11 protein-coding genes are annotated in these 11,810 nt (G+C 75.4%); 1 reads left to right on the forward strand and 10 read right to left on the reverse strand.

The annotated features are described in order from the left end of the window. The 9 genes from C6N75_RS14240 to C6N75_RS14280 form a co-directional block, all read right to left on the reverse strand. The coding region (locus C6N75_RS14240) for an acetyl-CoA carboxylase biotin carboxylase subunit (RefSeq protein WP_105869264.1) at window positions 1-1,630 on the reverse strand (1,630 nt) is incomplete at its 3' end. A 123-nt stretch (window positions 1,631-1,753) separates the two neighbouring features. Then, window positions 1,754-3,352, reverse strand: coding sequence for an acyl-CoA carboxylase subunit beta (locus tag C6N75_RS14245; RefSeq protein WP_105869265.1), 1,599 nt, complete (start codon window positions 3,350-3,352; stop codon window positions 1,754-1,756). A gap of 25 nt (window positions 3,353-3,377) precedes the next feature. Further along, complete coding sequence (locus C6N75_RS14250; RefSeq protein WP_105869266.1) at window positions 3,378-5,081, reverse strand: acyclic terpene utilization AtuA family protein; 1,704 nt, start codon at window positions 5,079-5,081, stop codon at window positions 3,378-3,380. Then, complete coding sequence (locus C6N75_RS14255) at window positions 5,078-5,950, reverse strand: TIGR03084 family metal-binding protein (protein ID WP_105869267.1); 873 nt, start codon at window positions 5,948-5,950, stop codon at window positions 5,078-5,080. The genes C6N75_RS14250 and C6N75_RS14255 overlap by 4 nt, the downstream gene beginning before the upstream one ends. A gap of 141 nt (window positions 5,951-6,091) precedes the next feature. After that, on the reverse strand, window positions 6,092-7,048 hold the full coding sequence (locus tag C6N75_RS14260) for an EamA family transporter (RefSeq protein WP_258177407.1): 957 nt from the start codon (window positions 7,046-7,048) through the stop codon (window positions 6,092-6,094). Between the two features lie 209 nt (window positions 7,049-7,257). After that, window positions 7,258-8,361, reverse strand: a complete 1,104-nt coding sequence (locus tag C6N75_RS14265; protein WP_258177408.1) for a methyltransferase domain-containing protein — start codon at window positions 8,359-8,361, stop codon at window positions 7,258-7,260. Between the two features lie 198 nt (window positions 8,362-8,559). Further along, complete coding sequence (locus tag C6N75_RS14270) at window positions 8,560-8,799, reverse strand: hypothetical protein (RefSeq protein WP_105869270.1); 240 nt, start codon at window positions 8,797-8,799, stop codon at window positions 8,560-8,562. Next, the gene (locus C6N75_RS14275; RefSeq protein WP_105869271.1) at window positions 8,796-9,203 is read right to left on the reverse strand and encodes a DUF6415 family natural product biosynthesis protein; all 408 of its coding nucleotides are present in this window, start codon (window positions 9,201-9,203) and stop codon (window positions 8,796-8,798) included. The genes C6N75_RS14270 and C6N75_RS14275 overlap by 4 nt, the downstream gene beginning before the upstream one ends. Before the next feature lie 167 nt (window positions 9,204-9,370). Beyond that, window positions 9,371-10,555: a helix-turn-helix domain-containing protein gene (locus tag C6N75_RS14280; protein ID WP_105869272.1), complete on the reverse strand. Its 1,185-nt coding sequence runs from the start codon at window positions 10,553-10,555 to the stop codon at window positions 9,371-9,373. Window positions 10,556-10,694: 139 nt separating this feature from the next. On the opposite strand from C6N75_RS14280, the gene C6N75_RS14285 reads away from it, so the two are divergent. Further along, window positions 10,695-10,916, forward strand: a complete 222-nt coding sequence (locus C6N75_RS14285; RefSeq protein WP_105869273.1) for a hypothetical protein — start codon at window positions 10,695-10,697, stop codon at window positions 10,914-10,916. 106 nt (window positions 10,917-11,022) lie between these two features. On the opposite strand, the gene C6N75_RS14290 is transcribed toward C6N75_RS14285, so the two are convergent. After that, window positions 11,023-11,810: (Fe-S)-binding protein (locus C6N75_RS14290; protein ID WP_146132563.1), on the reverse strand; the 788-nt coding region annotated here is incomplete at its 5' end.

Here is an 11,810-nt window from a genome sequence, read left to right on the forward strand (position 1 = left end):
GGGTGAGCCGGTACCCGGCGGTGGGGGTGTCGACGTGGACGGCGCCGGGGGCCGGGACGGCGACGCGGTACGGGCGGGAGACGCCGGCGACCTCCAGCCGGACCAGGTCGGCGGCCGCGGACACCACGCACACCTCCGGGTGGGAGTCCACGGCCCAACCGCCGCCGCGGGTCTGCCGGTAGCGGACCTCGTGGTCGCCGTAGCGCGCGGTCTGCGGCTGGGAGGGCAGGTTGCGGAAGGTCCCGAAGCGGCCGGCCCGGGCGGTGGCGGCGGCCAGCGCGGCGGCGACCGCCGCGTGCTCCTCCCCGGGGGCCGGCTCGGTCAGCGCGGCCAGGTGCCGGCCGTAGAAGCCGGTGTCCATCGCGCCGGCCGCGAACTCCGGGTGGCGCAGCGAGCGGACCAGCAGCTCGCGGTTGGTGACCGGGCCGTGGATCCGGGCCCGCTCCAGCACGCCCGCCAGCCGGCGGACCGCGTCGGCGCGGGTCGGCGCGTGGGCGACGACCTTGGCCAGCATGGCGTCGTAGTGGACGGGGACCGCGTCCCCGTCCGCGTATCCGGCGTCCACCCGCACGCCCTCGGCGGCCGGTATCCGCAGGCGGTGCAGTACGCCGCTGGCGGGCGCGAAGTCGCGGGCCGGGTCCTCGGCGTAGAGCCGCGCCTCCACCGCGTGCCCGGTGGGGTCGGGCGGCTCGGGCGGCAGGGCGGCCCCCTCGGCGCAGGCCAGCTGCCAGGCGACCAGGTCGAGCCCGAAAACCGCTTCGGTGACGGGGTGTTCGACCTGGAGGCGGGTGTTCATCTCCAGGAAGTACGCCTTGCCGCCGGCGACCAGGAACTCGACCGTGCCGGCCCCCTCGTAGCCGACGGCCCGCGCGGCGGCGACGGCCGCCCGGTCCAGCTCCGCCCGCAGCTCCTCGGCCAGCCCGGGCGCGGGCGCCTCCTCGACCACCTTCTGGTGCCGGCGCTGGAGCGAGCAGTCCCGGGTGCCCAGCGTCCACACCGTGCCGTGCGCGTCGGCGAGGACCTGCACCTCCACATGGCGGCCGCGCTCCAGATACGGCTCGGCGAACACCTCGCCGTCCCCGAACGCCGACCGGGCCTCGGCCTCGGCCGCCGCCGACTGGGCCGGTAGGTCGTCGATCTCGCGGACCACCCGCATGCCGCGCCCGCCGCCGCCCGCCGCCGCCTTGAGCAGCAGCGGCAGGTCGGCGGAGGTGGCCGCCGCCGGGTCCACCGGGCCGAGCAGCGGCACCCCGGCGGCGGCCATCAGCTCCTTGGCCCGGGTCTTGGACGCCATCGCCTCGATCGCCTCGGGCGGCGGACCGACCCAGACCAGACCCGCGTCCAGCACGGCCCGCGCGAAGTCGGCGTTCTCGGAGAGGAAGCCGTATCCGGGGTGGACGGCGTCCGCGCCGGCCGCGAGCGCGGCGGCCACGATCAGGTCGGCGCGGAGGTAGGTGTCGGCGGGCGCGGCGCCCGCCAGCCGTACCGCCGCGTCCGCCTCCCGTACGTGCAGCGCTCCGGCGTCCGGGTCGGAGTGCACGGCGACGGTGGCGATGCCCAGGTCGCGGCAGGTGCGGAGGACCCGGCAGGCGATCTCGCCCCGGTTGGCGACGAGCAGCGTGGAGATCATGGGGCTCCTCGGGCTCGAAGGGCGCCGGGCGACTCCCGTCCGTCCCTCACATCCGTCCCTCACATCCGTCTCCGTCCCTCACATCCGTCCCTCACATCCGTCTCCGTCCTCCACATCCGTCCCTCACATCCGGAAGACGCCGAAGCCGCCGCGCACGCCCTGGTAGGGGGCGGTGTGCACGGCCGACAGGCACAGGCCGAGGACCGTGCGGGTGTCGCGCGGGTCGATGACCCCGTCGTCGTACAGCCGCCCGGACAGGAACATCGGTAGCGACTCCGCCTCCACCTGCTGCTCCACCATGGCGCGCAGCGCCGCGTCGCCCTCGTCGTCGTAGGGCTGCCCCTTGGCGGCGGCCGAGGCGCGGGCCACGATCGACAGCACCCCGGCGAGCTGCTGGGGGCCCATCACGGCGGACTTGGCGCTGGGCCAGGCGAACAGGAAGCGCGGGTCGTAGGCGCGGCCGCACATGCCGTAGTGCCCGGCCCCGTACGAGGCTCCGATGAGGACCGAGAGGTGCGGGACGCGGGAGTTGGCCACCGCGTTGATCATCATCGAGCCGTGTTTGACGATGCCGCCCTGCTCGTACTCCCTGCCGACCATGTAGCCGGTGGTGTTGTGCAGGAAGAGCAGCGGGATGTCCCGCTGGTTGGCCAACTGGACGAACTGCGCGGCCTTCTGCGACTCCTGGCTGAACAGCACGCCCTGGGCGTTGGCGAGCACGCCGATCGGATAGCCGTGCAGCGCGGCCCAGCCCGTCACCAGGCTCGCCCCGTACAGCGGCTTGAACTCGTCGAAGTCGGAGCCGTCCACGATCCGGGCGATCACCTCGCGCGGGTCGAACGGGGTGCGCAGGTCGCCGGGGACGATCCCCAGCAGCTCCTCCGCGTCGTACGCCGGCGGCGCGGCGAGCGGTGGATCCGCGTACGCCTTGCGGTGGTGCAGCCGGGCCACGATCCGCCGCGCCTGCCGGATGGCGTCCGGCTCGTCCACCGCGTAGTGGTCGGCCAGCCCGCTGGTGCGGGCGTGCATCCCGGCCCCGCCGAGCGACTCGTCGTCGCTCTCCTCGCCGGTGGCCATCTTCACCAGCGGCGGCCCGCCGAGGAACACCTTGGACCGCCCGTCGATCATCACCGTGTGGTCGGACATCCCCGGGACGTACGCCCCGCCGGCCGTGGAGTTCCCGAAGACGACCGCGATCGTCGGTATCCCGGCCGCCGAGAGCCGGGTGATGTCGCGGAACAGCGCGCCGCCGGGGATGAAGATCTCCTTCTGGGAGGGCAGGTCCGCGCCCCCGGACTCCACCAGCGCGATGCACGGCAGCCGGTTGGTGTAGGCGATCTCGTTCGCCCGCAGCGCCTTGCGCATCGTCCAGGGGTTGGACGAACCGCCGCGCACGGTCGGGTCGTTGGCGGTGATCAGGCACTCCACCCCGGACACCGTCCCGATCCCCGTGACGATCGAGCCGCCGACCGGGTAGTCGCTGCCCCAGGCGGCGAGCGGGGACAGCTCCAGGAACGGCGCGTCCTCGTCGAGCAGCAGCTCGATCCGCTCCCGGGCGAGCAGTTTGCCGCGCGAGCGGTGCCGGGCGGTGTACTTCTCGCCGCCGCCCGCGAGCGCCTTGGCGTGCTCGGCGTCCAGGGCCGCGAGCTTCTCCAGCATCGCGTGCCGGTTGGCCGCGAACTCGGCCGCGTGCGGGTCGAGTCGGGAGGCGATCACGGTCACTTCGGTCCCTCCTGGCTCCTGGTCGTCACAGCAGGACCTCCGGTAGGTCGAGGTGGCGGGAGCGCAGCCACTCGCCGAGCGCCTTGGCCTGCGGGTCGAACCGGGCCTGCGCGGCCACGCCCTCCCCGAGCAGCCCGGCCACGGTGAAGTTCAGCGCCCGCAGATTCGGCAGCACATGGCGCACGACGGTCAAGTCGGCCGTCTCGGGCAGTAGTTCGCGGAACCGGTCGACGGTCAGGGTGTGCGCCAGCCACCGCCAGCCGGCCTCGTCCCGGGCCCACACCCCCACATTGGCGTCGCCGCCCTTGTCGCCGCTGCGGGCCCCGGCCACCAGGCCCAGCGGCGCCCGCCGCACCGGCCCCGGCGGGAGGGCGGGAGGAAGGGGCGGTACGGGCACGGGCACGGGCTCCCGTGCGTCCGGCGGGTCCGGGACGGCGACCCGCTCCCCGTCCGGCAGCACCGCCGTGTGCGCGACCGCGCCCCGCTCGGCGTACCCCGCCTCGAACACCCCGTACGGCGTGCCCTTGCCCGGCGGCGCGGTGAGGTGGAAGCCCGCATAGCTCGCGAGGGCCAGCTCCACCGCCGCCCCGCTGACCGCCCGGCCCACCCGCTCCGGGTCCCGGTCGCGGACCACCAGCCGGAGCAGCGCGCTGGCGGCCTCCTCGGTGGCGGCGTCGGGGTGGTCGGTGCGGGCCAGCTCCCACCGCACCTGGGCCGCCCCGCCGACCGCCTCCGCCATCTGCGCCTCGACCAGGGCGGCCTTGGCCTCGACGTCGAGTCCGGTGAGCACGAACACCACCTCGTTGCGCCACCCGCCGAGCCGCGTCGTCCCGGTCTTCAGCCGGGGCGGCGGGGCCTCCCCCCGTACGCCCGCGATCCGCACCCGGTCCGGCCCCTCCCGCGCCAGCCGTACGGTGTCCAGCCGCAGAGTGACGTCCGGACCGGCGTACCGGGCGCCGGCCGTCTCGTACAGCAGTTGCGCGGTGACCGTCCCGACGTCCACCAGGCCGCCCGTGCCGGCGTGCTTGGTGATGACCGCGCCCCCGTCCGCGTCGATCTCCGCCAGCGGGAAGCCCGGCCGGCGGAAATCGGCTTCCGCCTCCCGGGCGGAGAAGGCGTAGTTCCCGCCGGTGGCCTGGGCGCCGCACTCCAGCACGTGCCCGGCGGCCACCGCGCCCGCCAGCCGGTCGTACTCCCCCGGCCCCCAGTCGAACCACCAGGCCGCCGGGCCGCTGACCAGGGCGGCGTCGGTGATCCGCCCGGTCACCACGACGTCGGCCCCGGCCCGCAGGCAGGCGGTGACCCCCGCGCCGCCCAGATAGGCGTTGGCGGTCAGCGCCCCCTCGGGCGCGGGCAGCCCGTCGCCCTCGACGTGCGCGACCCGCGCCGGGACCCCGAGCCGGGCGGCCAGCTTCCGCAGCGCGTCGGCGAGCCCGCCCGGATTCAGTCCCCCCGCGTTGGCGACGATCCGCACCCCCCGCTCGTGGGCGAGCCCCAGCCCCTCCTCCATCTGCCGCAGGAAGGTCCTGGCGTATCCGAGGGACGGGTCCTTGAGGCTGTCCCGCCCCAGGATCAGCATCGTCAGCTCGGCGAGGTAGTCCCCGGTGAGGACGTCCAGCTCGCCCCCGGTCAGCATCTCCCGCACGGCGTCGAACCGGTCGCCGTAGAAGCCGGAGGCGTTCCCGATCCGCAACGGCCGGGCGCCCCTCGCCACCGCGCCTCCGTTCATCGCCGTGCCTCATTCGGGGTCTGCGGCCGCCCCGGCACCGTCGGCCCGGTCTCGGCCGGCGGCCCTCCCGGGCCCGGCGCACCGGTCTCGCTCGGCGGCCGTCCCGGGCCCGGCGGCCCGGCGAACGCCTGGACGATGTCCAGCCAGTGGTCGGCGTCGGCGCCCGCCGCCGTCAGGGCCAGGTCGGCGCGGTGCGCCCGCCGGGTGGCGAGCAGGCAGAAGTCCAGCGCGGGGCCGGTGACCCGCTGGGCCGCGCCCTCGGGCCCGTACGCCCAGATGCTCCCGTCCGGCGCGGTCAGCTCCACCCGGAACGGGCCGGCCGGCGGGCGCAGCCCCCGTACCGCGTAGGCGTGGTCCCGGGCCCGTACGCCGATCCAGGCCACGTGCCGCAGCCGCGCCGTGGGCTCCCGTACGACCCCCAGCCCGTCCGCCGCGTCCTGCCCGTGCGCCCAGGTCTCCATCAGCCGGGCGGTGGCCATCGAGGCGGCCGACATGGGCGGCCCGTACCAGGGGAAGCGCGTCCCGGCCGGGGCGGCCCGCAGGACGTCCTGGAGCCTTTCCCGGCCCTCCCGCCACTGGCGCGTCAGCGCCTCCCGCGGCAACCCGGCCCCCTCCTCCGCACCCTCGTCCACGAACCGGTCCGGCGCCTCCGCCGCCCTGGCGACGTGTCCGGCGAAGGCGTCCGGGTCGGTCGCCGCGAGCAGGGCGGCCCGGTCCGTCCAGGCCAGGTGGGCGATCTGGTGGGCGACGGTCCAACCGGCGGCGGGGGTGGGCGCGGCCCAGGCGTCCGGCGGGGCGGCCGCCACCAGGCGGTCCAACTCCTCGCTCTCCTCGCGCAGGTCGTCGAGGACCGGTGCGGCGTCGGACACGGTGCGCTCCCTCCGGGACGGCACGGACACGACTGACCCGCCCCGGCGGCCGGCGCGGCGCATCGGCCGCCCGGCCGCCGGCGCGGCGGTGCGTGTCCGGGAGCATGGCAGCGCCCGACGAAACAAGCAAGCGTGCTTGCTTTACTGGTCGGCGGTCGCCGCCTTGGCGGCGGGACCGGCCTGCGACCGCACCGCCCCGATGCTGGCCCCGATGACCAGCACGATCGCCATCGCCTCCGTCAGGTGCAGTCCCTGCCCCAGCAGCAGGAATCCGGCGGTCGCGGCGATGGCCGGTTCCAGGCTCATCAGGACGGCGAAGGTGGGCGCGGGCAGGCGGCGCAGGGCGATCAGCTCCAGGGTGTACGGCAGCACCGACGACATCAGCGCGACGGCGAGGCCCAGGCCCAGCGTCGCGGGCACCAGCAGCCGGTCACCCGCCTCCCAGATCCCGAACGGCAGGCTGATCACCGCGCCCACGGTCATGGCCAGCGCCAGCCCGTCGGCCTGCGGGAAGCGCCGCCCCGTCCGGGCGCTGAAGACGATGTACGCCGCCCACATCCCGCCCGCGCCCAGCGCGAACGCCGCGCCGACCGGATCCAGCCGGTCGAACCCGCCCCCGCTGAGCAGCGCGACGCCGCCCAGCGCCAGCCCCGCCCACACCAGATTCACCAGCCGCCGGGACGCCACCACCGAGAGCGTCAGCGGCCCCAGCACCTCCAGCGTCACGGCCGCGCCCAGCGGAATCCGGTCCAATGCCTGGTAGAACATCATGTTCATCGCCGCCAGGGCGGTGCCGAAGGCGACCACGGTGCCCCAGTCGGCCCGCCCGTACCCGCGCAGCCGGGGCCGGCACACCACCAGCAGCACCAGCGCGGCCAGCAGCAGCCGCAGGGTGACCACCCCCAGCGCCCCCGCGCGCGGCATCAGCATCACGGCGACACCCGCGCCGAACTGCACCGAGAACCCGCCGGCCACCACCAGCGCCACCGGCCCGAGACGCCGGCCGCGCCCTCCGCTCCCGGGCTTCTCCGGATACGCGGCGACGGACTCGGGCTGCGCGACGGCGGCGGCTGCTTCGCTCTGGGCGACGTCCTTCACCGGAGGGCCTCGGACTTTCTCTGGACAGTGCATTCGAGTGGACTTCGCAGCGCAACATACTGCACTGCACGGGTCGCGCTCCAGACTTTTTCAGCCGGCCCCCGGAGGGGGACCCGCTACCACGGTAGGGGCCCGCAGGGTCCGGTACGGGCCGGCAGGGACCGGTAGGGGCCGGTAGGGGCTCGCTGCCGGCGAACCCCCTACGCGCCTTACGCGGGGCCGACCCGCCGGCTCGGGTCGCCCACCCAGATCCACTCCTCCTCCGCCCCCACCACCAGCCCGAATGCGTCGGCGGCGGGCGAGCCGAGGCGCACGTACTCCCCGTAGACCGTCTCCACCTCACCCCACAGGTCGCGCGGCCCGTAGAGCCAGGCGTCCTCCCGGGACGCGGCGGTGGCCGCCGAGCCGTCGGGGGCCCGCAACCACACCCGTACACCGCCATCCGGCTCCTCGGCGTGCAGCATGCTCACGCCCGGCAGCCGGGCTCCCGCGTAGAGCGCGAAGCCGAGGTCCAGGAGCTGTGCGGGGTCGACGCACACCGCCGTGGGGCGTGCCGTCGCCTCCTCCACGGGCGCGCCCTCGGCCTTCCGGTGCGCCCGCATCGGCATGTACGAGGCCCCGCCGTGGAAGCGGCCCCGGGCGGTGCCGTCCTCCCCGACCGCCAACCGGACGACCGCCCCGCTCCAGAAGTCCCGGGCCAGTGGTGTGACCAGGACCCCGCCGGGCCTGAGCTGGCGGACGAGTGGATACGGGACGTGCCGCACCGCGCAGGTGACCAGCAGCCGGTCGAACGGGGCGGCGGCCCCGGGCCACCCCTGCTCACCGTCCCCGTGGGCGAGGTGCGGCGCGTACCCGGCCGCGCGCAGGGCCTCGCGGGCCCAGGCGGCCATCGCCGGGTCGATCTCGACGCTGTGGACGTTCCTCTCCCCCAGGCGGCGGGACAGCAGGGCGGCCACGTATCCGGTCGCGGTGCCGATCTCCAGCACCCGGTGCCCGTCGGCCACGTCCAGCAGCCCCAGCATCCGGGCCACCATGGACGGCTGGCTGTTGGACGAGGTGGCGACGGAAGGCCCGTCCGGCTTGCCGTCGTCCACCTGCACGATCACCGGCTCGTCGGCGTGGACCAGCGCCAGCCGGTCCGCCTCGCCGGTGAGCGGCACGCACCCGTCCGGCTCCTGCCGCCAGGCGCGGGCCGGGATGAACGGCTCGCGGGGCACGGCGTGCCAGACCGCACGCCAGGTCTCGTCGAGCAGGCCGCGCCCGTGGAGCAGGTCCACGAGCGCGGCGTGCCCGCTCTGAGGGGTGGCGCTCAACCCCGGCCCCCGCGCTGCTCGCTCGGGCCGGAGCCGTCCGGCGACGGCGGGGTGGGCGGCGGCGTCCACGGCTTGATCGGCGCGGGGTCGCCCTGGTGCTTGGCGTCGTTGCTCATGCGGTCCTCCTGGAGGCGGGGGGTGTCGAGTGATGGGGGTGCGACCCTGACCCGTGCGGTCGCCATGGGGGTTGTGTGGCGATCACCCGCCGAGCGCGGCGGCCCGCCAGGCGGCCGCGTCATACGGGCCGAGCACCCGCTCACGGCGCCTCTCGGCGCAGGCGCGGTGCGCGACGACCGGGTAGCCCGGCCCGGAGGCGGCCTCCTCGACGGCGATGACGACGTCGGCGTCCGGTTCGGGGCAGAACGGGCACGCCCCGTACCGCCGACCGCCCGCCGGGAAGCCGGGCCGTCCGAGCCGGCCCGGCTCGGCCCGCGTCACCGCACCGCCGGGCCGTCCGCGTCCACCGGCGGGTTGAGCGTCTCGTAGTGGTCGCAGAGGGACTGCACGGACCGCGCGAGCCGCCGCACCTGGTGCCGGGCGGCGTCCGGCCCGAAGCCGCGGGGCGTGTGCAGCCGCCGCCACGCCTCGTCGCAGCCTGCCTTGGCGGCCTGCGCGGCCGCGTCCTCGGCGGGCAGCTCACGGGCCAGCGCCCGCACCTCGGGCACGAGGAGCTGGACGTGCCCGCGCAACGCGTCGGCGAGGTCGGAGAGGCCCGGACCCGGCGCCCCGTCCCCGACGGCCAGCGCCTGGCCGGCGGTGACCCGCAGAGTCGCGACGTCGACGGGCACGGATCCGCCCAGGGGCGGTGCGGTGGGCGGAGGGAGGGACTTATGGTCGTGCATGTCGGCGCTCCTTGTCAGCGTTGGCCATGCCCCGGGACCGGTACCAGCGGTCGCCGGGGCGCTCTCCGCCACTAGCCGAGCGGCCGGTGGCACACCCATGCTGGAGTGCGGGCAAGCCGCCGACTGTCACCGCCCGTTGATAGCCAGGGCCAAGACATCACGAGGAGTCAGTGGCCCAGCCAGGCACCGTAGGAGAGGAAGCTGTCCGGCAGCCGCCGCTTGGCGGCCTCCAGTCCGGCATAGGTCTCCCGGACGGTCTGGTGGTACCGCGCCTGCTGCGGTGCGGCCTTGCGTGCTCGCAGCAGGTTGGCGAAGGCGTGGTCCAGATCGCCGGTCCAGAGCTGGGCCCGGGCGACCTCGGCGTAGTGGTGGGACCGGCGGGAGGCGGGCCAGTCCTCTGCCACGGACAGCCCGTGCCCGGCTCGCGCTGCCTCGTCGTAGCGGTCCAACTCGGCCATCACACTGACCCGGTGGACCGCCACGTTCGTCGGACCGAAGGCCAGCCAGTGGACGTCCACCGCCTCACCGGTGGCGTCGGCCAGGCGACCGGCCTCGGCGAGGTGCCCCTCCGCCCGCGCCCCGTCCTTGGCTCGCCCGGCCATCACGGCCGCGCCCAGGTGCAGTTGCCCGGCCAGGACGTCCCGCCGCCGTCCGGGCTCGGCCTGCCCGACGATGCCGAGCCCCATCCGGACCAGCCGCTCCCCCGTCCGGTACTGGCCGGTGCGCAGATAGGTCAGGGCCCGCATGTAGCGGTACATCCCGCCGACCACCGCGTCCGAACCGCGCTGCGCCGCCCACTCCATACGGGAGAGGGCGATGGTGGCCAGATCGGCGAAGCCGAGCTTCGACGCCACGTCGTACGCCGTGCGGTACAGGCTCGCCAGCAGCAGCCACCCTTCGGTGGTGGCGGCGAGGTGGGCGGCGGTGGTGGCTTCGACCACCAGCCCGGGCAGCCGGCCCGCCGTCTGCTTGATCTCTCCGGCCCGGACGGCGACCAGCAGCCCTTCGGCCTCACCCTGGAGGGCGGCCACCTCCCTGGACCGGACCTCCGGATCCGCCCCCAGGTCGTAGACGTCCAGGGACTCCCGGATCGGCTGTATCAACGAATCGAGCTCGTCGGCCCGAAGCTCGGTGGTGTAGGGCTGCCCGGTGACCGAGGCGACCTCGACGCGCAACGCCCGCGCCACGCAACCGATGACGTACGGGCTGGCGGGGATGACACCCTGCTCGGTCTTGGTGAGGGTGCTGTACGCGATCCCGGACAGGTCGGCGAGGGCCTGCTGGGTCAGGTGCCGCTCCTTGCGGAGTCGGGCGATACGGCGGCCGGTGAAGTCATGCGGAAGAGCGTGCATCAGGGGCTCCTGTTCTGGCTCGTCGACAGCACGGTACCGCCGTGCCCACGGCGGCGACCGCCCGTCAGCCACGGCCTCGGAGCGCCGACGACGCATATTCGGTTACGGCGTCCCGGCCCGGCCGCCTAGCATCCGGGCCATGCCCAGACCTTTCGGCTACACCTACGAGCAACGCCCTGACGGCACCGTGACGATCACCCATCAGGGCAGGTCGGCAGGGACGCTACGGGGAGCGCGTGCCGGGAAGTTCCTGGGGGAGGTCGAGTCGGGTGACGCCCAGTTGGTGATGGCCCGGTGGACCGGGGCGTACAAGCACGGCAACGAGCGCATGGCGCGCCGTCACCCGCGCAACCGCACCTAGGCCAGCACCTCGCGGGCGGCGGCCAGGAAGGCAGCCTTCGGCATGCCGCCGACGCCGACCACGGAGAGCAAGGGGCCCACACTTCCGCGGCCATGGGCGAGTCCTGTCAGCCCGCGCTCGGCGGAGGCTGCCGCTCCGGTGCGGTGGGGGTCGCGAGCCCCTCGGCCAGGACCTCCGCGAGGTGCCGGGCCCGGACGCCCGCGAGCTGGGCCAGTTGGGTGCGGCAGGAGTAGCCGTCGGCGAGGACGGTGGTGTCGGGGGCGGCGGCGCGGACGGATGGCAGGAGCTGGTCTTCGGCGCAGGCCACGGAGACGTCGTAGTGGCCGGGCTCGAAGCCGAAGTTGCCGGCGAGGCCGCAGCAGCCGCCGGCGAGGTCGCCGGTGAGACCGGCGCGGGCGCGCAGACGGGTCTCGGCGGTGTCGCCGAGGACGGCGTGCTGGTGGCAGTGGGTCTGGCCGGTGACGGGGCGGTCCAGGCGCGGGGGCCGCCAGTCGGGGGCGTGCTCCTCCAGGGTCTGGGCGAAAGTGCGGACGCGGGCGGCCAGGGCGGCGGCCCGGGGGTCGTCGGAGAGGAGTTCGGGGAGGTCGGTGCGGAGGGTGGCGGCGCAGCTCGGTTCCAGGACGACGAGGGGTTCGGCGGATGCCTCCACCGTGTCGAGGGTGCGGCGCATCACGCGGCGGGCGCGGTCGAGTTGGCCGGTGGAGACGTAGGTGAGGCCGCAGCAGACCGGCCCCGGGGGCAGGGTGGGGCGCAGGCCCGCCGCTTCGAGGACGGTGACGGCGGCCTGGCCCACGGCGGGGGTGAGGTGGTTGGTGAAGGTGTCGGGCCAGAGGAGGACGCTCTGGCCGCCGAGAGGACGGTTTCGGGACGCGTACCAGTGGCGGAAGGTAGTGG

The organism is Streptomyces solincola, from assembly GCF_002982015.1.
Lineage (GTDB): Bacteria > Actinomycetota > Actinomycetes > Streptomycetales > Streptomycetaceae > Streptomyces > Streptomyces solincola.

Bases quoted from the DNA above. Each gene is read 5' to 3' on its own strand.
- C6N75_RS14280 (WP_105869272.1), bottom strand. From the start codon at position 10,555: ATGCACGCTCTTCCGCATGACTTCACCGGCCGCCGTATCGCCCGACTC.
- C6N75_RS14275 (WP_105869271.1), bottom strand. From the start codon at position 9,203: ATGCACGACCATAAGTCCCTCCCTCCGCCCACCGCACCGCCCCTGGGC.
- C6N75_RS14285 (WP_105869273.1), top strand. From the start codon at position 10,695: ATGCCCAGACCTTTCGGCTACACCTACGAGCAACGCCCTGACGGCACC.
- C6N75_RS14250 (WP_105869266.1), bottom strand. From the start codon at position 5,081: ATGAACGGAGGCGCGGTGGCGAGGGGCGCCCGGCCGTTGCGGATCGGG.